The organism is Parabacteroides sp. PFB2-10 (assembly GCF_029893085.1).
Lineage (GTDB): Bacteria > Bacteroidota > Bacteroidia > Bacteroidales > Tannerellaceae > QVMG01.
The window spans coordinates 198,146-223,154 of sequence record NZ_JARXWI010000003.1; the positions used below are offsets into that span (position 1 = coordinate 198,146).

At 47.7% G+C, this 25,009-nt stretch carries 16 protein-coding genes; 8 read left to right on the forward strand and 8 right to left on the reverse strand.

Annotated features, from left to right (window positions below):
• Positions 1–9: 9 nt before the first annotated feature.
• Entirely contained in the window at positions 10–828 is an 819-nt protein-coding gene (locus M2137_RS04090; RefSeq protein WP_280765186.1) for a glycogen/starch synthase, read from the reverse strand.
• Positions 829–929: 101 nt separating this feature from the next.
• On the opposite strand from M2137_RS04090, the gene panC reads away from it, so the two are divergent.
• The 3 genes from panC (at position 930) to M2137_RS04105 (ending at position 3,560) form a co-directional block, all read left to right on the forward strand.
• Positions 930–1,772: a pantoate--beta-alanine ligase gene (gene panC, locus M2137_RS04095; protein ID WP_280765187.1), complete on the forward strand. Its 843-nt coding sequence runs from the start codon at positions 930–932 to the stop codon at positions 1,770–1,772.
• A gap of 10 nt (positions 1,773–1,782) precedes the next feature.
• Complete coding sequence (gene panD / locus M2137_RS04100; RefSeq protein ID WP_280765188.1) at positions 1,783–2,133, forward strand: aspartate 1-decarboxylase; 351 nt, start codon at positions 1,783–1,785, stop codon at positions 2,131–2,133.
• A gap of 104 nt (positions 2,134–2,237) precedes the next feature.
• Positions 2,238–3,560, forward strand: coding sequence for an MATE family efflux transporter (locus M2137_RS04105; RefSeq protein WP_280765266.1), 1,323 nt, complete (start codon positions 2,238–2,240; stop codon positions 3,558–3,560).
• Between the two features lie 263 nt (positions 3,561–3,823).
• Here the strand turns inward: M2137_RS04105 and M2137_RS04110 are convergent, their stop codons facing one another.
• On the reverse strand, positions 3,824–6,529 hold the full coding sequence (locus M2137_RS04110; RefSeq protein ID WP_280765189.1) for a calcium-translocating P-type ATPase, PMCA-type: 2,706 nt from the start codon (positions 6,527–6,529) through the stop codon (positions 3,824–3,826).
• A 266-nt stretch (positions 6,530–6,795) separates the two neighbouring features.
• On the opposite strand from M2137_RS04110, the gene M2137_RS04115 reads away from it, so the two are divergent.
• The 5 genes from M2137_RS04115 to M2137_RS04135 all read left to right on the forward strand — a co-directional run bounded on the left by M2137_RS04115 (position 6,796) and on the right by M2137_RS04135 (position 12,805).
• Entirely contained in the window at positions 6,796–7,458 is a 663-nt protein-coding gene (locus tag M2137_RS04115) for a secretin and TonB N-terminal domain-containing protein (RefSeq protein WP_280765190.1), read from the forward strand.
• Between the two features lie 103 nt (positions 7,459–7,561).
• On the forward strand, positions 7,562–8,464 hold the full coding sequence (locus M2137_RS04120) for an ABC transporter substrate-binding protein (RefSeq protein ID WP_280765191.1): 903 nt from the start codon (positions 7,562–7,564) through the stop codon (positions 8,462–8,464).
• A 4-nt stretch (positions 8,465–8,468) separates the two neighbouring features.
• A complete protein-coding gene (locus M2137_RS04125) occupies positions 8,469–9,839 on the forward strand; it encodes an ATP-binding cassette domain-containing protein (RefSeq protein WP_280765192.1) in 1,371 nt (456 codons plus the stop codon).
• A 55-nt stretch (positions 9,840–9,894) separates the two neighbouring features.
• Entirely contained in the window at positions 9,895–11,070 is a 1,176-nt protein-coding gene (locus tag M2137_RS04130) for a Xaa-Pro peptidase family protein (protein WP_280765267.1), read from the forward strand.
• Positions 11,071–11,107: 37 nt separating this feature from the next.
• Positions 11,108–12,805 (forward strand): alkaline phosphatase, encoded by a 1,698-nt coding sequence (locus M2137_RS04135; protein WP_280765193.1) that lies wholly within the window; start codon positions 11,108–11,110, stop codon positions 12,803–12,805.
• A gap of 108 nt (positions 12,806–12,913) precedes the next feature.
• Here the strand turns inward: M2137_RS04135 and M2137_RS04140 are convergent, their stop codons facing one another.
• The 6 genes from M2137_RS04140 to M2137_RS04165 all read right to left on the reverse strand — a co-directional run bounded on the left by M2137_RS04140 (position 12,914) and on the right by M2137_RS04165 (position 25,009).
• The gene (locus M2137_RS04140; RefSeq protein WP_280765194.1) at positions 12,914–14,236 is read right to left on the reverse strand and encodes a PhoH family protein; all 1,323 of its coding nucleotides are present in this window, start codon (positions 14,234–14,236) and stop codon (positions 12,914–12,916) included.
• A 164-nt stretch (positions 14,237–14,400) separates the two neighbouring features.
• The gene (locus tag M2137_RS04145) at positions 14,401–16,494 is read right to left on the reverse strand and encodes a S9 family peptidase (protein ID WP_280765195.1); all 2,094 of its coding nucleotides are present in this window, start codon (positions 16,492–16,494) and stop codon (positions 14,401–14,403) included.
• Between the two features lies 1 nt (position 16,495).
• Positions 16,496–18,895, reverse strand: coding sequence for a glycoside hydrolase family 127 protein (locus M2137_RS04150; RefSeq protein ID WP_280765196.1), 2,400 nt, complete (start codon positions 18,893–18,895; stop codon positions 16,496–16,498).
• A 12-nt stretch (positions 18,896–18,907) separates the two neighbouring features.
• Positions 18,908–21,013: a family 43 glycosylhydrolase gene (locus M2137_RS04155; protein WP_280765197.1), complete on the reverse strand. Its 2,106-nt coding sequence runs from the start codon at positions 21,011–21,013 to the stop codon at positions 18,908–18,910.
• Between the two features lie 12 nt (positions 21,014–21,025).
• Positions 21,026–22,354, reverse strand: a complete 1,329-nt coding sequence (locus M2137_RS04160) for a DUF6055 domain-containing protein (protein ID WP_280765198.1) — start codon at positions 22,352–22,354, stop codon at positions 21,026–21,028.
• Positions 22,355–22,558: 204 nt separating this feature from the next.
• Positions 22,559–25,009: a glycoside hydrolase family 127 protein gene (locus tag M2137_RS04165; RefSeq protein WP_280765199.1), complete on the reverse strand. Its 2,451-nt coding sequence runs from the start codon at positions 25,007–25,009 to the stop codon at positions 22,559–22,561.

The following is a 25,009-nucleotide window of genomic DNA, read 5'->3' on the forward strand; positions in this document are numbered from 1 at the left end:
TGTTGATTGTTACTTGTTTGAATCTAACACCACATCGTAAAAGTCATTAAAAGCGTCTATGTAATTGTCGGGAGATTGGTATCCTAAAAATGGCTTGCCATTGGCTGCGGCATACGATTGTAAATCCGGGTGAATCGTTTCGCTTCCCTGGATAACACCATCCGCAAAATCAATAGCCATTTTGCTTACCCCTACAAAACTGGTATCTTCTCTTAATCCTTTTACGTCTTCTTCTGTTGCACCATCCATAATCAATTTGTCAGGACATTCTTTGCGGAGAGGAACAGAAAACTCATCATTATAGATTGAATAGACGATTTTCGCGTCTTTCAAACAGGGATCATCTGCATACATCCGACGGATATAGAGGCCGGTAGGAGCTGATATCCATCCGTGACAATGGATAATATCAGGAATCCAGCGAAGCTTCTTTACCGTTTCCAGTACGCCACGCACATAGAAAATCGAGCGGTCATCGTTGTCGGCATATTCATTTCCTTCGTTGTCGACCAGCGTGTTCTTACGCTGAAAGAAGTCTTCGTTGTCAATAAAGTACACCTGCATACGAGCCGATTGAATGGAAGCTACCTTGATAATCAGAGGATGGTCGGTATCATCAATAATCAGATTCATGCCGGAGAGGCGGATTACTTCGTGTAATTGGTTGCGTCTTTCGTTGATGTTGCCGTATTTAGGCATAAATGTTCGGATTTCGCGGCCACGCTCTTGTATGCCTTGAGGTAGATTTCTTGAGATTGTCGCTATCTCTGATTCAGGAAGGTAAGGAGAGATTTCTTGATTGATATACAAGATCTTTTTTGCATCCATTCTATACGTTCATTTTTTGTAAAATCGCACAAAGATAACATTTTTCTTTCATTTACCGTAATTATTTACTTGCTTTGCACCCTCATTTAAGCTTCTTTCAGATGAAAATCCTATATTCTAAAGCCAATCTTAATGATTATTTAGAAAAAGAAAGGCTTCAAAACAAAACGATCGGGCTGGTTCCCACGATGGGCGCTCTTCATCCCGGTCATATTAGTTTGGTCGATGCCTGCCGTAAAGAAAACGATGTGTGTGTAGTCAGTGTCTTTGTCAATCCAACCCAGTTTAATGACAAACGCGACCTGGAAACTTATCCCCGTACGTTTGATGCCGATTGTGCCCTATTGGAACAAGCCGGCTGCGACTATGTCTTCGCTCCCTCGGTAGAGGAGATGTATCCGGAAGCCGATAGCCGTGTGTTCGAATTCGGACGGATCGCCGAAGTAATGGAGGGTGCTCATCGCCCGGGGCACTTCAACGGCGTAGCGCAGATCGTGAGCAAACTCTTCTATGCCACTATGCCCGACACGGCCTACTTTGGCGAAAAAGACTTCCAGCAACTGGCTATCATCCGCGTCATGACAGCGCAATTAAACCTGCCTGTCCGGATTGTCGCCTGCCCGATCATGCGCGAAGCCGACGGGCTGGCTATGAGCAGCCGAAATATGCGTTTAACACCCGAACAACGTCAAAAAGCGCCGTTAATAGCACGCACTTTAAAAGAAACACTTAACTTTGTACCCGAAAAAGAGGTGCAGGAGGTGATTGATTATGTTGTAGATACACTCAATCGGACACCTGAAATGTGCGTCGAATACTTTGAAATAGTTGACGGGAATACATTGGAATCGATACATCATTGGTCTGATACCGATTCAATCGTAGGATGTATTACTGTTTTTTGTGGCGAAGTGCGTTTGATCGATAACATACGGTATAAATAATAACAAGAGGATGTTTATAGAAATCGTTAAATCAAAAATTCACCGGGTTACGGTAACCGAAGCCAATTTGAATTATATTGGAAGCATCACCATTGATGAAGATCTGATGGATGCCGCCAACCTGATTGCTAACGAAAAGGTCTCTATTGTGGACAATAACAACGGGGAGCGCTTTGATACGTATGTGATCAAAGGTGAACGCGGATCCGGCGTTATCTGTCTCAACGGGGCGGCTGCCCGACGCGTTCAGCCGGGTGACATTATCATTATCATGTCGTACGCATTGATGGATTTCGAAGAGGCTAAAACTTTTAAGCCTTCAGTGATATTCCCGGATACAGCGACAAACAGATTGGTCTAAATCGGTATAGTTAACAAAAACAACTCATATCATAAAGCCTGCCAATCTTTCCGGCAGGCTTTTTTTGTAAAAAATAAATTATGCAAGTAAATAAGAGTCAACAAATCTATTCAAATAAACAGATCTGGCACGTAAGCTATCCCATCCTGCTCAGCCTATTGGCGCAGAATGTAGTCAACGTAACGGATACTGCCTTCCTGGGCCATGTGGGCGAAGTCGAACTGGGCGCCGCCGCTATGGGTGGTCTGTTCTATATATGCTGTTTTACCATCGCTTTCGGATTCAGCATCGGTTCACAGATTGTGATTGCCCGTCGCAACGGTGAACGCGAGTATGCCGCAGTCGGTCCGGTCATGATACAGGGAGTACTGTTTCTGTTAGTCACCGCAGCCGTTATGTTTTTCCTGGCTCAGACGGGAGGGCGCAGCGTGATGCGTGTGATGATCTCTTCCGACACCATTCTGGATGCCACCATGGAATTCCTGGACTGGCGTGTGTTCGGCTTCTTTTTCTCTTTTATCAATGTGATGTTTCGCGCGCTCTTTATCGGCATCACACGCACGAAGGTATTGACATTGAATGCCATTGTGATGGCACTCACCAACGTATTGCTCGACTATCTCATGATATTCGGACACGCCGGATTCCCGGCTATGGGAATAAAAGGAGCCGCCATTGCATCCGTTATAGCGGAAGCCGTCTCTACTTTGTTCTTTTTTGTCTACACCCGACTGACGGTCGACCGCGATAAATATGGTCTCCGGAAGCTCCGCTCCTTCGATTTCGCTCTTTTGCGCCGCGTATTGAGTATTTCTGTTTACACCATGATACAGCATTTCCTCTCCATGGGTACCTTCTTCATGTTCTTTGTGGTAGTGGAACGTTTGGGGCAACGCGAATTGGCTATCGCCAACATTGTGCGAAGCATTTATATTGTTATGTTTATTCCCGTCAATTCATTATCGACAACCACCAATTCGTTTGTCAGTAATGCCATCGGTGCGGGACATATTGAACAAACCATTCCTATTATTCGCAAAATAGCCCGTATGTCATTTCTGATTATGGCGGTTTGTGTTGCCTTAATATGTGCCTTCCCTCATGCGATTATTTCCATATACACCAACGACCCCACATTGATTGCGGCATCTGTCCCCTCTGTGTATGTTATATCGCTGGCGATGCTATTGAGTTCCATTAGTAATGTTTATTTCAATGGCGTATCGGGCACCGGAAACACCCGTTCCGCATTGGCCATGGAGGTAGCCACTTTAGTCGCCTATTGTGCCTATCTTTTCATTATGGGATCCGTCCTAAAGATGCCCGTCCACCTATGCTTCACAACGGAGATCATCTACTACTCCTTCCTGATGACCTTCTGTATGATCTACCTCAAAAAGGCAGATTGGCGGAATAAGAAGATTTGACAAAATGTTAAAATACGGATTGTAAGCAAAACCACCCGTTTTGCTTACAAATCCATACGTTAAAAAGTGTTTCTCCCGGGAGTTTGTCTCCGAAGTCCCGCCTTTTTGCGCGCAAAGTCCTGCCGAAATTACAAATCGTAAATTGGGGGTTTCGGCGAAAAGCCGCCATTTAACTTTCGTTAACGCTTTATTCGATAAAATAAAAAGGACTTTTACCCAGCCATTCCGACTGAGCCATACGAAGGAAGAAAAACGTGAATGGGTTATGACACTTTTGCGTTTCGGATAGTCTTCCGCCTGTTTTTTATCAGGCGGAAAAGCTCGCCAAACCAAAGCACAAACGAGGTCGTTCCGATAATGATGCCCCAATCTTTCCAGCTTAAGGGAACCACATTAAACATTTCACCACCAAAAGTAACGATCAGGTACTGGCCAACCAATATCAACAGGGCCACAAACACAAACGTTTTACATTCTTTCATCCGGGCAAAGGCGGAGGCGCCTTCCAGGAATGCTTTGGCGTTAAACATATTCCAGAACTGGAGCATCACAAAGAAGGTGAAAAACCAGGAAAGATTATAAGGTGTAAGCCCATCCTGCCGCCCAAAACAATACAGGAGTCCCATCAATACAACTACAAACAATAATCCTACACTCAGGATCATATACTGCATCGGGCGTGAAATAATAAAGTCGCCCCCTACCCCACTGCGACGCGGTTTATCGTTCATCACCCGTTCGTTCGGAGGAAGCGACGCCAGGGCTGCCGCAGCAAACGTATCCATAATCAGATTCACCCACAACATCTGCGTAATGGTCAGCGGCGACTCGGTGCCAAACAAGGAACCGAACAACACGATCAGACAGGCTGCCACATTGATTGTCAACTGGAACAATAGGAATTTCTGTATATTGCGATAGAGCGAACGCCCCCACATCACGGCGCGCGTGATGCTGGCAAACGAATTATCCAAAATGGTAATATCGCTGGCCTCCTTGGCAACCGAGGTGCCGTCGCCCATAGAAAGCCCTACCTGCGCGGCCTTCAGGGCTGGGGCGTCGTTGGTGCCGTCGCCGGTAACTGCCACGACGGCGCCTTTCTGTTGCAACAGTTGCACCAGACGCTGTTTGTCGGTCGGCCGTGCCCGGCACATGATCTTCATATCCATCACCCGATCCAAGGCTTCTTCGTCGGTCAAGGCGGCAAACGAGGTACCGGTGATGATGTTCTCTTCCGAATCATTATCTTCCCATATCCCGATCTGACGACCTATCTCCCGGGCTGTAGCCGGCGTATCTCCGGTCACGATCTTCACCTGTATGCCGGCATCCAAGCATTGCTGCACAGCCTCCGGCACATCCGGTCGGATCGGGTCGGATATGGCAATAATACCCATAAACACCATATCACGGCGGCTTACACGCCCGTTCACAAAGAAAGCGTCGTTATCCGTTTCATCTATTTCCAAATAAGCCATACCCAGGGTACGCATCGCCTGATTCTGATAAGCCAACAACTGCTCCTCAATCACCGGGCGGAAAGCCTCTACCGACTTCATTCCCTCGGTGGTGGCAACCGATTGACACAATTCCAACAAAAACTCAGGCGCCCCTTTCACATATAATACCTTCCGTTTGCGCAGGGATGAATCCACCAGGGTGGCCATATATTTGCGCTCAGTGGAAAAGGTCAACTGGTCGATCACCGGAGAGGACTCGCGCAGTTCCAGGTAATCGACCTGCTGCCCATACAACCAAAGCAGAAGCGCTGCCTCCGTCGGGTTGCCAAATGTTTTCAGTTTTCCCTCGGAATGATCCAGAAAAGCAGTAGAATTAACCGATATACCCTCTTTAATCAATTGACTATATGCATCGTCGCCAAGCGTTTGTTCCGGTAGGCAATAAAAATTGGTGCGATACACCTGCATCTGATTCTGCGTCAGCGTGCCCGTTTTATCCGTACAGATCACCGTGGCTGCCCCCATGGTTTCGCAAGCATGCATCTTGCGCACGAGGTTATTGGTTTTCAACATCCGGTTCATGCTCAAAGCCAGACTAAGCGTTACACTCATCGGTAACCCTTCCGGCACCGAGACTACGATCAAGGTAACGGCGATCATAAAAATATTCAAGATGTCGCCGACCATATCCAACCAGGGAACCGACGGAGAAAACAATAATAGTTTCCCCAGTAAAGCCACGAAAGTGAGCCCGGCAACCGTATACCCCACCTTACTAATCAATGCGGCCAGTCCTTTCAATTGTATCTGAAGGGGCGTATCCAGGTTGTTGTCGATTTGCGATCCCTCATAGACCTTTCCGTATTCCGTGGCATCGCCTACGGTATCGATCTCCAGAATGCCATGACCGTCAACCACGGTCGTGCCACGCATCAGGCAGTTGCTCGGGTAGGTCGCCTCCTGGTTGAAGTTTTCCTCTTTCGTTGTTTTGGAAATAACCGGTTCGCCGGTCAGGGTCGATTCGTTCACCTGCAGGGAGATGGCCTCCAACAAGGTGCCATCGGCAGGCACCTCATCGCCTGTCTCTACAATGACAATATCCCCCTTCACAATATCTTTCTTCGGTATTTCCGTGATATTTCCTTCGCGAATCACCTTGATGAGTGCATCGTCGTTTACCGTATTCAACAGATCGAACGCACGGTTTGCCTTTGCTTCAAAAGCAAAGCCTACGCCCGTTGCCAATAGGATGGCAAAGAAAATACCGATGGGTTCGAGAAAAGCCTTAACGCCTTCCGCATCAGGTCCCCAACAATGCACTCCGGCAATGATCATGGAGAGCAGCCAGGCTACCAATAATATCTGTATGATGGGGTCTTTGAATTTTTCCAGAAACTGCACCCAGAGCGACGTTTTGGGAGGAGGTGTCAATAGGTTATGACCATATAATCGTCTGTTCTCTTCTACTTGTTCCTGTGTTAACCCGGGATAAGGGTGACTGTGTTCCATATTTTACACCTTGTTTAGAAGTACAAAGATAGTGATAATCGCATCAAGGATGTGTTTCCGGGTATGAAAAACAGAAAACGCATACAACTGATAGATAGACAGAGAAATAGACAATTTTATTTTCCTAAACAATTTGGTTATATCAAAAACATTCACTTTCTTTAAGGAGTTTCTTTGCAGCCTTATAACTGAGTACTGCTCAATAAAAAAACGAAATCAGAAAAAAAACAAATAGATGTCTAATGTGATTCCTAATAAATAAAATTATGTTTACAAATAAAACAAGCTTTATTTTTTGTTGTTTATTTCTCGTTTTTTTTCAGTTAAAAGCTGGTGGATATCAAGAAATACAGCAAATTTCAATCCGTTTCGAGAATCAATCCTTAGAATCGGCTCTTTTTCAATTAAAAAGTCAAATTGAAAAAACGAACGAATATCAGTTTGTCTTTCAAGATAAGATCACAAATAAAACAGATAAAATAAATCAAAATTTTGAGGATAAAACCCTTGCTCAAATTCTTGATGTACTACTTAAGAACTCAGATTATAGCTATGTTATTATCAACAATAAGTGGGTAGTTGTCTATGACAAATCCAAGGATTCGTCAAAAACAAATCAAAATCATGAATCAATTCCACTTTCGATGAAAGGAAAGGTGGTAGATGAGAATGGTCAACCTATTCAAGCAGCATCTCTTTTTCTTAAAAAAGAGAGTATTACAATTATGCTACTAACAGAGGAGAATTCTACACATACAGAGAATGATGGGAGTTTTGTTATTTCAACAACGGATCCCAATGCGTATGTTATTGTGTTGTATCTTGGTTATTTACCTCGTGTAGTACATATCCAAAAAGCCGGATTGATAAAGTTAGAACCAAATGTGGAAATACAGAATAAAGTTTTCCGTTTTAACAAAGCAGTCTAAAATACCCCTTTACTCAAAATTTTAGTTGGTTAGTAGCGATAGGATTTTGCTTCAGAAAAGGGAAAGAAAATAATATTTCCATATTTTCTTTACCTTTACACCCATGAAACGTCAAATGATTTATCCGGGCATACTTCTCTTTATCGTCCTACTATTGACCGGATGCGGAGGGAAGAAACAGGAGAGCAGTCTACGGGTTACGATACTTCGCGGCCCTTCTGCCATTGCTTTTGCCGGATGGATCGAACAGCCACCGGTGATCGACGGGCGGAAAGTGGTCGTGGAAGTGGCCGATTCTCCACAGCAGGTACAGGCGTTACTCATCCGCCGGGAAACCGATCTGGCGGTCGTTCCCATGATCAGTGCCGCCAATCTTTATAATAAAGGTATCGACTACCAATTGGCCGGCTGTCCCATTTGGGGCAATCTCTACTTAGTTGGCCTTCCGGATGCCCGTCAGTTACATCTGTTTGGTTCGGGTACTACGCCGGATATTCTCGCGCGTTATTACCTGGAAAAGCAGGCGCTCCCCTATCGCTTGAACTATACACTGACGACCGCTTCCGAGGTGACCCTCGCCCTATTGGCAGGGAAAGCCGAAGCGGCCGTACTGGCAGAGCCTTTTGTCAGTTATGTCCTACGCGAGAAACCGGAATTGAAGTTGCTTGCCGACCTGAATAATCCTTCGGGAGATTCACCGGGTTTTGCAGAAACAGCCGTACTTTTTCGGAGTTCGTTGCAAGAAAAACGGAGCGTGATCGATAGTTTATTGGCTGCTACTTGCCATTATGCCCGCCAGAAACCGACCGCTGCCATCGCTATTTTGGAGAAAGAGGGCATATTTCCTCCCGGCCTATTAACGGAAGAGAGCATCGAACGTTGCCGGATCGACTACCTGCCGATTGCAGCCATACGCGAAGAGACCGAGGCTTTTCTTCGGATCATCTATCAATACGAACCCAAAGCATTGGGTAACAAACTGCCCGATAACTCATTCTACCAGTAACGCCATGAAAAAGAAATATGCCCCGTATCTCTCTATCCTTCTCTTATTGTTGATCTGGCAGGTGACGGCTATGATCGTGAACCAGCCGCTTTTCTTTCCTTCGATCGATCGCCTGGCTGTTTCTATCTGGCATCTCTTTACCACCCCCTCCTTCTATATCTCGCTGGGAGCGACCATCGGGCGGGGCGTAATCGGTATGCTTCTCTCTTTCGGGGCTGCCGCAGGATTCGCCTTTGTCTTCACACGGGTAGAGTGGTTACAGGAACTGTTTCGCCCACTACTCGCGATCATGCGGTCGATTCCGGTGATCTCGTTTATTCTGCTGGCGCTTATTTTTTTGCATGCGGAAAGCATTCCGCTCCTGATAGGCTTCCTGACCATGTTTCCCCTATTGACGGAAAACCTCACAAAGGGGATTAGCCAGATGCGTCCGGAATGGAAGGTTTTCTCTCATCAGTTTCGCCTGAACAGACGGAATCATTTCACTCAGATCATCTATCCGCAGATAAAACCTTTCCTCTACAGCGGACTGGCTTCGGCTGCCGGCTTCGGTTGGCGCGCGATCATTATGGGTGAGGTGCTCTCGCAATGCAGTTATGGCATTGGTAGCGAGATGAAACAGGCGCAGGTGTTTATCTCCGTGCCCGAACTGATTGCCTGGACCGTGATCGCGATCGGGCTTAGCTTTCTGACCGATCGGTTGATCAGCCGCGCAAATAGTTACCAGCCCTCGGTTATTTTCCTCTCCCGGAAAAAGGAGATGCGGGATCCGCTGATCGATAACAGGCCGAAAGGGCTTCCCGTTCTATTGGATCAGGTCTCTTACCATTTTGGCATTCACGACTTTTCCTATACGTTCGAAGCAGGAAAGAAATATGCTATTTCCGCCCCTTCGGGCGCCGGGAAGACCACCCTGTTGAAATTGATCAACGGCACCCTTATGCCTACGACCGGCACCATTACGATCGATCGCCGGCAAGGCATTGCTTCCCTGTTTCAGGAACCGGAACTGTTGCCTCATCTTTCTGCCCTCGATAACATCGCACTGCCCCTGGCTCGTTTGGCTTCGCAGGAGATTGCCTATGAAAAGGCGCGCGAACTGCTTCGTCTGACCGAGATGGAAGAGTTTGAATCGCAGCGCCCCACGGAGCTAAGCTACGGGCAACAACAACGCATAGCCCTTGCCCGCGCCTTGATATACCCCTCCCCTTTCCTTTTCTTAGACGAACCCTTTAAAGGTTTAGACGAATCGTTGACACAACGGATTATCGAACGCATCCGGGAAAAAGAAAACCTGTGGCAACAAACTCTGCTCTTTACATCACACAACCCCGAAGAGGTTGCCCAATTATCCGACACAGCGATTTATCTGTAATTCTTCATTTTTTCGTACCTTTGATGTTGCAAATAAAAAGTACGCCTAAAAGATGATGATACAAGAAGATATCAGAAAAGACCTCCAACTGAAATGGAGGCGATTGCAAGAGAATATGAGTAAAACAGGGGCAGACGGATGCCTGTTGAGTGTGGATGTGAACCTGTATTATGTGGCAGGACGCGTTTACAGCGGCTATTTCTATCTGCCGGCGGAAGGCGATCCCTGGCTTTTTGTCAAGCGACCAAACGGACTGACCGGCGACCAAGTTCATTACATTCGCAAACCCGAACAAATGCCCGAACTGTTTGCTGAACATCAGATTCCCCTGCCTAAAAAATTGCTCTTAGAAGGCGACGAACTCGCCTATAACGAATATATGCGCCTGGCGGCCGCCTTCAAACCGGAGGAGACAGGCAATGCCACCGCCCTGCTTCGGCAAACGCGTAGTGTGAAAACGCCCTGGGAGATAGAACAATTCCGTCTTTCCGCCCGTCAGCATATACTGACCTATTCGGAGATCACCGGATGTTTTCGCCCGGGCATGACCGATATAGAGCTGCAGTATGAGATTGAAAAGCGGATGCGTAAGAACGGTTCCATGGGACTCTTCCGGGCATTTGGCGCCAATATGGACATCTTTATGGGAAGCCTGTTGGCAGGGGATAATGCTGAAACCCCCTCGCCATTCGACTTTGCCCTGGGAGGCGGAGGCGTGAACAGTTCACTGCCTATCGGCGCCAATGGCACCCTATTGAAAGAAGGTACGGCCGTGATGGTCGATATGGCTGGCAACTACACGCCTTATATTACCGACATGACCCGTGTCTTCTCGGTAGGTAAGCTACCGGAAGAGGCTTATCGTGCCCATCAGGTAGCGTTGGAGATACAAGAGGCAGTAACAAATATCAGTCGTCCGGGCACCTCCTGTGCTGAGATGTACAATCTCTCCCTGGAGATTGCCGAAAAAGCCGGTTTAGGCGACTGTTTCATGGGCACCAAACAGCAGGCGAAGTTTGTCGGACACGGCATAGGCATTCAGATCAATGAATTGCCGGTACTCACTCCCCGCTCCAAAGAAGTATTGGAACCCGCTATGGTATTCGCCTTAGAACCTAAGTTTGTCTTGCCGGGCATCGGAGCGGTAGGCATCGAAAACAGCTTCTTAGTGACGGAAACAGGCATCGAAAAGCTGACGATCTTTGAGGAAGAGATCATCCGACTGGATTAATCAATCATTATCAAACAATTTATATTCATTATATATCATGAAAAGAACAATCATTTTCTCGCTTTTGCTGACAATCATCCTGTGGCCGGCACAAGCAACTCAAACGGAAGAGGTAAAACCCGTAAAGAACCTGATCGTCCTGATTCCCGACGGATGCTCGCTGCCTGTTGTGTCCGTATCACGCTGGCTACAATGGTATGCGAACCCGGATCAGCCTGATTTACATATCGATCCTTACCTATGCGGAACGGTTAGCACCTTTTCATCCAACGCCCCTATCGGCGACTCCGCACCGACAACCTCCTGTTATATGACCGGTTATCCGAGCCGTACGGGATATGTGTCGACCTATCCGGTAGCCGATGGCGACAACGACATCTTCCCGATGGATCCGGAACGTGCCTATCAGCCGCTGGCAACCGTTTTGGAAGCGATGAAGATACTGCAAAACAAAGCGACCGGGCTGGTGTTTACCTGCGAGTTCCCGCATGCGACTCCTGCCGATTGCTCAGCGCATAGCTACCGTCGCGGCAATTATCATTGGATTGCCCCGCAGATGGTGCATAACGATCTGGACGTGGTGATCGGAGGTGGTGTATCTATCTTGTCAAACGATATGGAGGCGTACCTGACGGAGAACGACTACCATGTGTACAGAAACAACCTGGCGGGTATGCGTGCCGACAAACATAATAAGATGTGGGCTCTTTATGGCGACAGCGAAATGGCGTACGACATCGACCGCAATCCGGAGGAACAACCCTCTATCGAAGAGATGACCCGTACGGCTATCGAGAAACTTTCGCGCAACGAAAACGGCTTCTTCCTGATGGTCGAAGGCAGCAAGGTTGACTGGGCAGCTCATGCCAACGACCCGGTGGGTATGTATACGGATTTCCTGGCGTTCGACAAAGCCTGTGGAGCGGCGTTGGATTTTGCCAAGAAAGATGGCGAAACATTGGTGATTATCGTGCCCGACCACGGGAACAGCGGATTCAGCTTAGGCAGACGCGATTGCGGTGGCTACGACAAACTGACCAAAGAGCAGCTTTTCCATAATCTTGCACAAGTGAAACTGACGGCGGAGGGATTGACCAAAATGGTCAACAGCAAACCAAACAAAGAGGTACAGCAAATCTTCCGTACCTATGCCGGATTCGAACTTTCCGAAAAGGAATTGAATGCCCTGAATCATGTGAAAGACTATAAGAACAGTCCGATTCCGGAAAGCGAACGTTCATCAGAAGGAATCGAACCTTCACTTTACAGCGGATCATTAAGCTCTTTCATGTCTAAATTGATCACAACGAAAACCTGTTTTGGTTTTACCACCGGCGGGCATACAGGTGAAGAGGTATTCCTTGCCGCTTACCACCCGAAAGGAACTCCACCTATGGGCAGACGCACAAACGTCGACCTGAACCATTATATGTGTGAAGCGGTAGGCATCGGACATCTGGACGATCTGACCAACCAGATCTTTGCCCGCCATACGGAGGTGTTTAAAGACTTTACCTGCGAACTAATCCCTTCCACGGAAGAGAAAGGCTCCCCCACCCTGGTGGTCAAAAACAAGAAGAACCGCAACAAGCAACTGACCATCACACCCTTCTCTAATATTGTGAAGTCAGGTCGTAAAGCGCAGGATGAGATCTGCCTCAACTCGGTGATCGTCTACGTGGATGCCAACGAAACCTTCTATCTGCCACAAAGTCTGGCAGAGTATTTGAAGTAAGCGAAAAGCTGAGTCGTTGCTTTTCTACCAAAAAGGTCGGCATCCCGGATCATCCCGGTGCCGACCTTTTATATTATACTACTTCTTAATTACTCTGACTATCAACCTTTACAACAAATTCGCTGCCATCTCGGCCAATTGGCTTCGTTCGCCTTTGATCAGGTTGATATGAGCAAAGATATCCTGTCCTTTCATCTTATCGACCATATAGGCCAGGCCGTTGCTCTGGGCATCGAGGTAAGGCGAGTCGATCTGCTGGATATCGCCGGTAAAGACCATTTTGGTTCCTTCGCCGGCACGGGTGATAATGGTTTTTATCTCGTGCGGCGTCAGGTTCTGCGCTTCGTCGACAATACAGAATGTTTCCGATAAGCTGCGCCCGCGGATAAAAGCCAAGGCCTCCACCACTAATTTATTCTCTTTTTGCATATCGTCGATCAGTTTCACCTCTTTGCTTCCCGGAGCAAATTGCGCTTTGATCACATTCAAATTATCAAACAACGGTTGCATATAAGGAGCCACCTTCTGCTTTTCGTCACCCGGCAGGAAACCAATATCTTTATTCGCCAGCGAAACAATCGGACGGGCAAGCAATATCTGTTTGTACTGGTTAGCCTGTTTCAGGGCGGAGGCCATGGCCAACAGGGTCTTTCCCGTACCAGCTTTCCCGGTAATACCCACCAGCGTCACTTCGGGATCATTCAACACTTCAAACGCAAAGCTCTGCTCCGCATTACGAGGCTGTATACCATAATTGTTACCCTTCTCTACCCGTTGAATCTTCCCGGTAAAAGGATTATTACGTGCCAGCACCGAATTACGAACACTCTTCAGTATAAAACAATCGTTCGGCTCGAGTTTGGAATTAATGTCCAATAGATCCGCATCGATTCCATCCGGCGAAGCATATAGTTTATCGATCAGATCCGGATCAATATTATCGTATGTATCCTGAGCACGTTCAAAGATATCGACATTGACCACCTTGTCGTTGATATAGTCCTCCACCTTGATGCCCAAGGCTCTTGCCTTCATACGAAGATTGATATCCTTGGTCACCAGGATCGTTTCCATCTTCGGCTTCGTTTTGGCAATCATGGAGGTACAGGAAAGGATGCGGTTGTCGGCCGTCCGTTCGGGGAAAGAGAGGGAAACATGCTCCATCACTTTCTCTTCGGTCACCACATACAGATGTCCCCTTCCCGGCCCCAGAGAGGCTCCTTTCAGAAAAAGGTCATTACTGGTCAGGGCATCCAGCTCACGCACAAACTCCCGGGCATTATAGTTGATCTGATCGCTTCCCCGTTTAAAACGGTCTAACTCCTCGAGTACGACAATCGGCAGATAGATATCATTCTCCTCAAAGTTATCAATACTTTTGTAATCATGCAGAATCACATTGGTGTCTAACACGAAATTCTTCTTTCCCATGGCTTTCTATCTTTAAGTATGTTCGCACTAAATATACAAACAATTCTCAAACCGTCGACTTCCTGCTGCGGAAAGAACGAAAGAATACTGTATTTTGACGAAATGAAAAAGGATACCTCCTCGGGAAGTATCCTTTTCCTTATATCAAATAAATCGTATGTTGATTAATTATTCCACGCCGGAGGCGTCACACCTAACAGATGTTTTACAAAGAAATCGAAGCGTTTGCGGTCGCCATATTCGCCTCCCATGGAGTGGTTCATACCCGGAACGACTACCAGTTCGAAATCTTTCTTCGCTTTGATCAACGCATTCACTACCTGCATGGTGGAAGCCGGATCGACATTATCGTCCATTTCACCGACCATCAGCATAAGCGGACGGGTGAGTAGGTGAGCATTTTCTACGTTGCTGCATTCGATGTAGCTACTATCGACCGGATAGCCCATCCATTGTTCGTTCCACCAAATCTTATCCATACGGTTGTCGTGACATCCGCAGGCCGAATAGGCAGCTTTGTAGAACTCGGGATGGAACAATACCGCTGCCATTGCCTCCTGTCCACCGGCCGACGAACCGAATATACCTACCCGTTCGATGTCCATATATGGATATTTCTCGGCGGCTGCCTTCATCCAAAGTTTTCGATCGGGGAAGCCGGCGTCTTTGAGGTTCTTATAACATACGCTTTCGAAAGCCTTACTGCGGAAAGAGGTACCCATACCATCGCATTGCACCACGATAAAGCCTAACTCGGCGATCTGTTGCAGGCTCCAATGGAAAGTGCGGAATGCTTTCGGCGTATAGGCACTACCCGGCCCGGCGTAGATATATTCGATCACCGGATATTTCTTCGACGGATCGAAATTGCTCGGACGACAGATCACACCCCATATGTCGGTTTCGCCATCGCGTCCTTTGGCCACGAATGGCTCGGGCGCGATCCAACCGGCTGCTTTAAGCGCCGTCAGGTCGGCTTTTTCCAGTTCCATCAATAATTTGCCGTCTTTTGCCGAACGTAATACGGTGGTCGGTGCCTGATCAACCTTCGACCAGGTATCGACCAAATACTTCATATCAGGCGAGAAGCGAGCGGTATGCGTGCCCTCATCCGGTGTCAGGCAGGTCAATTTCGAGCCATCCATATTGATCCGGTAATAGCGCACCAGATAGGGATCTTCCCCTTTCACCATGCCATTGGCTGAGAAATAGATCACCCGATTCTTTTCATCCACTTCCACGATGTCGCGCACATACCATTCACCCTTGGTGATCTGGTGTTTCACCTTACCCGATAGTTTGTCGATCAGGTAAAGATGATTCCAGTTATCCCGTTCACTCATCCAGATCATCTCTTTACCATCTGGCATATCGTGGCGGAAATAACGGCTGTAGTTCACGAAGGTATCACTGGTTTCTTCTACGATAGGGCGAACGACGGCTGTTTCAGCCGACATTTCCAAGACCCGGTAGACCTGATGCCCGCGTTGATTGTATTCAAAAGTAATCGCTTTACTGTCTTGGTTCCAGCTTAATCGGTTTAAATCGTATTGAGAGGAGAATAGTTCGGTCGAAGGGGTCAGGGCGACACCCGATTCCACATGGAAGATATGCGGAACAGCAAACGGCAATGCATCACCCGGTTTGGCATATTCCCGCTGATGCAATTTGGGTTGCAATTGGTCTTTCGGCGATGATTCCACGAAATAGAAATACTGCTTTTCGGCAGGGCGGATCTTAGTCGTAGCGACCTTCTTCGAGTCGGGCGACCAGCGGATGTAAACCGAATAGTATTCGCCGGAAGCTCCGTCGCAGCTAAGCGCTTTTTCATTTCCGGTAGCCACTTCCCGTACATACACATTACTATTCTTTATAAATGCCTTGTATTTCCCATCGGGAGAAGCGATCGAATCAGCCGTACGCTGTTCGTCGCGCTCACCCCAATAACGTCCTCCGCTGGGGCGAAAACGGCCACGCTGATCGTTGACTAATCGTTGCCGCATCGTATCCGGCATCTCAGCAATAGTCCGCTTATCCGCGTCTACCAAGACATATTTTCTACCTCCCGGCACCTCCTGTGCATACCAGAAGCGATGGTTTGCAATCCAGTTAGGCGTAACGGAGGCATTCAATACCAAACCGTTATACTTTTCAGAAAGCGCATAAGCCCGCGCATAATCTTCGGCTGTGCCTTGGGCATGCAAAAGGTTGCCGGACAAAGCCAGCAACCCTAATGCGATTATAATTCTTGTTTTCATTTTATTCAACGCTCCATTCAAATAAGCCCGCAGCATTCTTTTCCGGAAGCTGAACTTCGAGTTTCAGCGCTTTAGTCGTAACCGGTTCGAAACGAACCTCATTGTTTTCACCCTTTAGTGTTCCGTATTCCGTTGTATTTTTCACCGGTGTCCAGTTGCCGGAAGCGTCCTGATAGAACAGTTCCCAATTCTTCGGCACACGGCATCCGCCCCAAGGACCGTCATCGAACCAGAAGATAGACGAAGATGATACCTTTTGAGGGGTGGCAAACTCATAGGCAATCCACTCGGTAGTTCCTTCTTTTGGCCACCAATGATAGTAAGGAGCCGAACGGTCGGTTTCATCTTTCGGGAGCAGGCCGTCGTTGATTGCAGAAAGCGAACTCGCCGGGTGGGAAGCTGTTATCTTGGCATCGCTGGTGATCGTCGGCGGCATAACCGGACGTGTCGCACTCAGTTCCTGCGGCAACCAAACCGTCATCTCGCCAGTTCCCCGGTGTGCCCAGGCATAATAAGGGATCAAGGTAAGAGTCACATCTTTGGCCTGCAGGCGTCCTTTCTCGTCGAAGCTCAGGGTTTGCGCGAGTGTCTTCAATTGGTTGATGCCACACAATAGTTCCGGTTTACTTTCTACGGTGAACTGCGGTTTGCGGTTCAGGAAAACACTACGTACGCTAAAGTCATTATCAGGCCATTCCGCACAATACACAATCGGGCCGCGTTCAACAGATACCCGTCCTTTATCGGCCTCAACCAAAGAATGAGCCTTCACGGTTCTGGGTTCCATATCAAAATGGATCTCCACCACATCGCCTTTCTTCCACTGGCGGGAGATGGTGAAATAGCCATTATCTAAAGCGCTTTCTACAACCTCACCGTTCACTTTAACGCTATAGCCCAGCTGTTTGCGGTCTGAATAGGTATAAAGTTTGCTCGGTACCACATCACCCTGTACCCAACCCGGCACGCGGATCTTCAGGGCAAACTCCTGTTTGCTGCGCGGAGTCACTTTCACCTGCACGTCGCCGTTCCAGGGATAAGAGGTTTCCTGCACAATCGTTACCTTTTTCCCTCCGACAGTCAGTTCAGAGGTATTGCCCATAAACAGGTTCATATACACATCTTTGTCTTTCACCGCATACACATAACCCGGCAAAGAGGGGATGAAACGGGCAATGTTCGACGGGCAACAGGCACAACCAAACCAAGGCTGACGCTGATGCTGGCCAATCGACTCGAGAGGATTCGGATAGAAGAAACCACCGCCATCCAGCGATACACCGGAGATCAGTCCGTTATAAAGCGTCCGTTCCAACACATCGTAGTATTTCGATTCGCCATGCAGCAGGAACAAACGATGATTCCAATACACATTACCAATGGCCGCGCAGGTTTCACAATAGGCCGACATATTAGGCAATTCATAGTTCTTGCCAAATGCTTCACCACTATTTGTTGCGCCGATACCACCGGTGATATAGAGCTTCTTGGTCACCACATTGTCCCATATCCGGTCGATCGCCTGAATATATTCTGCATCGCCGGTAAGAGCCGCCACATCAGCGATCCCTGAATACATATACGCAGCACGTACGGCATGGCCTACGGCCTCATCCTGTTGCAATACCGGCTTATGCGCCTGGCTGTATTCATCGCGGCGTTCGGTATACCCTCGTTTATCTAAAAAGAACTTAGCCAGGTCGAGGTATTTCTTCTGTCCGGTCACCAGGTAAAGCTTGGCTAATGCCATCTCGGCAATCTGATGTCCGGGCACTTTCACCTCTTTACCGGGCGCATCGCCGATCTCTCTTTCCACGCAATCGGCATATTTGATGGCAATATCTAAGAATTTCCGTTTGCCGGTAGCCTGATAATGCGCGATAGCTCCTTCGATCATGTGTCCCAGGTTATAGAACTCATGGCTGAGGTCTTCTACCTTTTCCCAACGTTTGCTTCCGGCCCATTCATGCGGATGAGCAGGGTTCATGGTGCGAGCGGTAAAGAGATAGCCGTCGGGTTCTTGTGCTTTAGCGACAATATTCAGGACACTGTCGATGTATTTTTCTAATTTCTTGTCCGGATAGGTCTGCATAGAGTAGCTAGCTCCTTCGATGGTCTTGTAGACATCAGTGTCGTCGAAGGAATAGCCTTCCACCTTATAATCGACACTCGGATTGGCTGCTTTCACAAAGTTTTCATACCGTCCGGTCTCTTCGCATTTACTGAATGCCAGTGGAATGGTCACATCCCGACTTGCTTTCAGCCGTTGTCCCCAGAAGCTGTCGGTCACCTTCACCGAAGTAAAGGGCACCGGATCCATCGGATATCCTCCCGACTTTTGTTGCGCGTTCGTTCCTAAAGCTAAAGAAACGAATAATAAAGAAAAAATTGCTTTCTTCATGTTGAGTAGTTATTATAAATTGTTTTTAATTGTTGCCTCATCCATCACCGTATCATAGACTTTCAATGAATGCAGATAGCCGCTGAAAGGAAGCTCCCCACTATGTTTACAGCCCAAAGTTAACACATCGCAATCGGCCACCACCAATAAAATATCTTTTTCTTTTACCAGAGAGCCATTGATATACAACTTTTCCATATACCCGTCGAAGGTAACGACGATATGTGTCCATTCGCCCGCAGGAGGCATTTCATCCAGTCCCAGATCCTCATACCAGCCGTTATGAATAGTGATCCCGCCCCGCTTGTCGGTTCCATAGCCCACGGCAATCTTATGTAGTTCGCCCCACGATTCATTGAGGTCGATGATACAGGTATTCTCTTTCGGATCAGTAACAGCCACCCAGTAAGAGATGGTATAGGGAGGATTCCCCGTCATCGTACGTGGCAGGGAGAAATCAGATTTGAAATCTTGCATTCCGTCAAACACAAAGGCTGATTTACCTTTATACGTTTCGACCTTCACTGCCATAGCCTCTGCATTGAAGCCCTGCTTCGGGTTCTTTTCGTTGGTGATCCGCCCGGTTATGGTTCCTTCCGGATAGCTGTCGGCATTGATTTCGAAGAGCAATTCGCCTCTTTGAGGAGCCGCTTCCGTAGCCTGTTTATTGAATCGCTCCCGGTTATTATCAAAAGGATCCTCTCCTTCCGAGAATACCTGAATGTTCCATACCGCCGGGATATACCCATTGCGTTCGTTGCCGGTGAAAGTAAGCCGCAGGTAGCGAGCCTTTACATCTCCCCGGTCGATCATCGGACTGCCCGCCAAGGTGTTATCACGTCGGTCAGCAAAGGTGGTCCACTCTTTTCCGTCCAACGATGTTTCGTAGATATACTGGTAGAAAATAGTCGCATGTTCGAACTGTGTCCAGATACGCGTAACAGGCTGTATCTTACCCAGGTCGATCTCCAGCCACTCTTTCTGCCCCGTTTCCGGCAGTCCCTTCGCACGCCAGAGGGTAGCGTTATTATTGTCTATCGCATATTCCGGCTTAAAAGAATCATTATAATACGAAGAGGCATTCACCTTGACCTTGCGATCCAACACCAGGTTTTTAGATGGGTTGCTGTTTTTCTGCAAAAAGCCTATGCCTTCATGGCTGCCGGGTATCTTATTGATACGTCCTTCGGCATCGAAAGTCAGGCGATCGGCGGCCACCTGGCGGTGGAATCCCCGTGTCGATTGCGGGATATTGTGGCGATGATACAGGATATAATAGTCATCGCCTTCCTGCAAAATGCTATGATGCCCCGGTCCATGAATGGTTCCGTCGGCATTTGTTTCGAGAATGGGGTTGTTGTCGGCAAACACATAAGGTCCCATCGGACCCACCGTGCTGGTCGCATACTGCACCCGGTAGGTATGGTCGTGGCAGGAACCGGACGAATAGGTCAGGTAGTAGATGCCATTGCGCTTGAACACGTATGGTGCTTCAAAGAAATCGGTCGCCTGCGTATTGGGAATAAGCGCCGTATCAGCAAAGCTTTTCATATCGGGATTCAGTTTACCCACGCCACATCCGTGATTCGGATAGATACCCCAGGTGCCCCAGTAGAGATAGGTAGATCCGTCGTCGTCGATAAAGCTCTGCGCATCCAGGGTAATCGACATAGAGACATACCGGTCGGGAATCAACACAGCTTCGGGAGCACCCAGAATATTCTCCCAGGGACCGGTCGGATTATCCGACACCGCACAATAGATCTTACACGCCTGACTGTAATAAAAATAGTAACGTCCATCGACTCCCTGCATGATATCCGGCGCCCAGATCTGGCGTGTTGTCGGCCAGTTCATCGGCTGGATCGTCCAGTTTACGAAGTCTTTGGATGTCCACACCTGCGAAGGACCAATGCCTCCGGCTGTTCCGTCGGTCGTACAGTAGAGGTAATAGGTATCACCAAATTTGCGGATCGTCGGATCCGCAAAATAGCCCGGAATAATCGGATTACCCGCCGAAGGCGTATTGTAACTCACCTGTTTGGTCTTTCCGGGAGAGAATGATGTTAGCAGGGATACAACGATCCCTGCTAACAAAATAAAATATAGTTTTTTCATATACTCTATTGATTATTTCTGCAATGGTTGTGTTCCGGTCAGTTTGAATTGGTAAGGCCATTCGTTCATCGGAGTCTGAGATCTCATCGCAATCATGGCATGTTCCGTGGGAGCCCCCATCACTACTAACCAGAGATTGGCTGTATTGGCCGGAACAATAAACTTCATCTGTCCTTCGCTGTCTACATAAGTTTCGCTGTATACACGTTCGCCATCTTCCTTCAATGCCATCATACCATAGCGCCAGCCTGCCTTTTCGGGGTTTGCCGTATCGAAACCTTCTGCTCCGACGATCCCCTTGAAGTCAAGCACAACTTCGGTATTTGCCTCAGGTACTTGCAATTCGATACCGTTGTATCCGTAATCCTGCGGGCAGTTTTCTTTGGTAATCTGGTACCAACCGTTTGCAGTTGTTTCCAACTTGGTCGTGTGCAGGTTGATATACGGAGCTGAGACCTCACGGATACGTTCCATATCCCAGGTCATAAAACGCATATAGCCCTTATGCATCTCATCATTGAAGGCTTCCTGAGTCAGACCTGTGTGACGTTTGTAAGCCATCACAGGATCTTCGCCCTCTTGCACTGTGTTCCAAAGTGTGCCGATAATTTCCTTTCCATGCAGGCTTGCCCAATATTCCAGCACAAATGGTGAATGATACATATTGGAAGGATGCAGGAATGCCAGGTGGTTCTTTTCCAGGAAGCCTACCAGGTGATAATTCTCAAACACAATCCATTCCGGATAATACTGCCATAACATATACTGGCAAGTCATTTCATGAATGCTGCCCTGGAATACAATGCCTTTATCGCATCGGATAATATAATGAAACCCATGACCCATTTCATGCGCAATGGCTCCGTAAGGACCTTTCTTCACCCGGTTGGGGTTGATCCACATCGCTCCCACCTTATCGTCGGTTCCGCCTCCATAAACCGTTCCCTCATCGCTGTAAAAGAAATAAAGCATCAAACGATATTGATCGGAAAGCGAATTGCCTTTTTCTACAAACTTCAATTCATCCCGGAAAAAGACATACATCTTCTCGGCCTGATCCATCAAATCGGTCATCGGAATACGATATTCGGGGTCTTCGCAGGTTTCCGGGCTTTCGCCGAATTGCGGTTCCCAGAAAGCAACCAAATTAGGCGTTTCAATCATCCGATGCACACTGAACTGGCTGTTCGGGTCCTGAAAGTCATTCAGGCTATCAACCCGCCATACTTCTTCCGGAAAATAAGTTACCTTCTTACTCCCACTCTCCTTGGTCACGCAGGAAGAAAAACACAAAAGGGAGAAAAACACACACAGAACTAAAGAAATAGTTGTTTGTTTCATATTATATTATTTTTTAAAGTATTCTTTCAAGTCAATTTTACTTTACGCTTCGCTAAGCGAAACTTACATTTTGTCAAAAACGCAGGAGATTTTTTTCGAAATCCCGGGACTTTTTTCACAAAGTCCCGGGAGAAACATTTTTTAACGTATCATATTGTAAAGCAAAATGGCACTTTTGCTATCATTTTGTCAATTAGCAATCGCTTAGCGAAGCGTAGAGCAATTTACTTTCCACTCAATGACACCCCCCGAATAGCCTTTGCGAGCCACGTCCACCACCTGGGGTCCTTTCTCTTCCGATACATTATCGGTTTTAGGGCGCTGGAGTTGGGCTACAAGTTTCAGTTCGGTTGTCGTCACAGGATCGAAAGTCACTTTGTTATACTTGTTTATTTCGGTACCATAACCGGATGGATTTTTCACCTCTTTCCATGTATTGCCCTCTTTGTAAAGCAATTTCCAGGATTCCGGTTCTTTATAAATGACATCGTAATGTTCAAAAGCCAACCAGTAAACCTCCACGCTGGAGACAGTCTCCGGCTGATCGAACTGGTAGCCGATGCTCTCTTCAGTTCCCGATTTCAGCCACCAGTAGTGATAAGGTGTGTTGATATCGGCCGAAGAAGAGGGTTCGAACTGATCGTTGAAACCTATACCATCGATCTGCTTCGCACGGGAAGCGATGGTTGGTTCGGGCTTGATGATCGCCTTTTCGTTTGTTTCGGGCGTCCACACCACCAATTGTCCCTTTCCGCGGTTATTCCAGGCACTATAAGGCACCGCCTTGAAGGTGAAGGGTTTTTCGCCCTCTTTTTCTACCATATGAGCCTCGCCGGTAAGCACCACCACGCCGTTGAGCATATTTTTATCATACTGAGAGGCTATTTTCACTCCACGGGGAATCACGATATCGAAAAGAAATTCTTTCGGCTGATCGATACTTTCCAATGCATATAGGATAGGACCGCGTTCCATAGCCAACAAACCCTCGTCGTACACCGCTTGTTCACACGCCTGCACGCGGCGAACCGGCATATCCAGATGAAGAGATACTATATCGCCGGCTTTCCAGATACGTTTGATAACCGCATAACCATCCTGCTTTTTCAGGTTGATCTTCTTTCCGTTTACAGCAATAGTAACCGCAGGCTGCTCCTCATCTACATAGCGGTAAAGATCGGTCGGAACCGGCTGATCCGTAGCCCATCCGGGAATACGCACCATCAGGGAAAAGGTCTTTTCCTCCGAAGGATTGACTGTGATCGCCACATCGCCATCCCAGGGATAGTCGGTTTGTTGCAAAAGTTCCACCTTTATTCCGTCCAGATCGACCAAAGCGCTTCCCTCCGCATACATATTGACAAACAATTTGTGTTGATTGACGGCATAGGCATAACCCGGCACAGAAGCCATAAAGCGGGTCACATTGCCCGGACAACAGGCACAACCAAACCACTCCTCGCGCTCATGCACACCGTTGGATGCCATCGGATTGTCGTAAAAGAATTTATCGCCACTCAGGGAAACACCCGCAATCACACCATTATACAAAGCACGCTCCATCACATCGATGTATTTTGATTCGCCCGTAGCCAAAAACATACGGTGATTCCAATACACATTCGCAATAGAAGCACAAGTTTCGCAATAGTTATTAAAATTATTCAATTCATAATCCGGGCCAAAGCCTTCACCCTGCGGACGCGAGCCAATCCCGCCGTTCAGATACAGTTTACGACCGGCCATATTATCCCACACCCGTTTCACAGCATGAAGCAATTCAGCGTCGCGCTGCAACATAGCCACATCGGCCACACCTGAGTAGAAATAGCCTGCCCGTACGGCATGTCCTACGATCTCATCCTGTTCGAGAACCGGCTTGTGGTCCTGACTGTAGATGCCCGGTTTGCGTCCGTTCGACAACCGACCTGCTTCATCCACAAAATAGCGAGCCTCGTCAAGGTATTTCTGTTCGCCCGTCACATTATAGAGCTTTACAAGCGCCATTTCAATGATAGGATGGCCGGAAGGGTACTTGATCTGCCCTTCGCCCAAGCCAAATGTTTCACATACCAGATCAGCATTCTTCAAAGCCACGTCCAGGAGCGTCCGTTTGCCTGTCGCCTTATAATGAGCTACAGCCGCTTCATACAGATGTCCACTGTTATAAAGTTCATGGCTGTTGATCCGTTCCCAGCGCGATTTACCCCACCAACGCGACAGACGTTCGCATTTGTTGGTCACGCAGGTAGTCAGATAACCGTCAGGTTCCTGGGCGGCAGCAATCAGAGTGATCACACTATCCAGGTATGCATCCAATTTCGCGTCGTATTTTACGGCTAATGAATAAGAAGCGCCTTCAATGATTTTATAAGGGTCGGTATCGTCAAAAGAGAAATCTCCCTGATGTTCACCCTTTATCAATCCGCCGGCCAAAGCGAAATTATCGAAACGGCCATTGATCTCGCACTGATGAAAAGCCGAAGGGATAGATACCGTACGGTTGATTTCAATACGCGGAGCCCAAAAATCATCTGTAAACCGGACATTTGTAAAGGCCACTTCATGAATCGGCACAAAATCCTCCTCCTTATTGTTCATATCGCAAGAATTGAAGAAAGCAACCGCCAGTAAAAGTTTTATTACATTCTTCAT

Bases quoted from the DNA above. Each gene is read 5' to 3' on its own strand.
- M2137_RS04140 (WP_280765194.1), bottom strand. From the start codon at position 14,236: ATGGGAAAGAAGAATTTCGTGTTAGACACCAATGTGATTCTGCATGAT.
- M2137_RS04125 (WP_280765192.1), top strand. From the start codon at position 8,469: ATGAAAAAGAAATATGCCCCGTATCTCTCTATCCTTCTCTTATTGTTG.
- M2137_RS04155 (WP_280765197.1), bottom strand. From the start codon at position 21,013: ATGAAAAAACTATATTTTATTTTGTTAGCAGGGATCGTTGTATCCCTG.
- M2137_RS04130 (WP_280765267.1), top strand. From the start codon at position 9,895: ATGATACAAGAAGATATCAGAAAAGACCTCCAACTGAAATGGAGGCGA.
- M2137_RS04135 (WP_280765193.1), top strand. From the start codon at position 11,108: ATGAAAAGAACAATCATTTTCTCGCTTTTGCTGACAATCATCCTGTGG.
- M2137_RS04110 (WP_280765189.1), bottom strand. From the start codon at position 6,529: ATGGAACACAGTCACCCTTATCCCGGGTTAACACAGGAACAAGTAGAA.
- panD (WP_280765188.1), top strand. From the start codon at position 1,783: ATGTTTATAGAAATCGTTAAATCAAAAATTCACCGGGTTACGGTAACC.
- M2137_RS04145 (WP_280765195.1), bottom strand. From the start codon at position 16,494: ATGAAAACAAGAATTATAATCGCATTAGGGTTGCTGGCTTTGTCCGGC.
- M2137_RS04090 (WP_280765186.1), bottom strand. From the start codon at position 828: ATGGATGCAAAAAAGATCTTGTATATCAATCAAGAAATCTCTCCTTAC.
- M2137_RS04150 (WP_280765196.1), bottom strand. From the start codon at position 18,895: ATGAAGAAAGCAATTTTTTCTTTATTATTCGTTTCTTTAGCTTTAGGA.
- M2137_RS04115 (WP_280765190.1), top strand. From the start codon at position 6,796: ATGTTTACAAATAAAACAAGCTTTATTTTTTGTTGTTTATTTCTCGTT.
- panC (WP_280765187.1), top strand. From the start codon at position 930: ATGAAAATCCTATATTCTAAAGCCAATCTTAATGATTATTTAGAAAAA.
- M2137_RS04165 (WP_280765199.1), bottom strand. From the start codon at position 25,009: ATGAAGAATGTAATAAAACTTTTACTGGCGGTTGCTTTCTTCAATTCT.
- M2137_RS04160 (WP_280765198.1), bottom strand. From the start codon at position 22,354: ATGAAACAAACAACTATTTCTTTAGTTCTGTGTGTGTTTTTCTCCCTT.
- M2137_RS04120 (WP_280765191.1), top strand. From the start codon at position 7,562: ATGAAACGTCAAATGATTTATCCGGGCATACTTCTCTTTATCGTCCTA.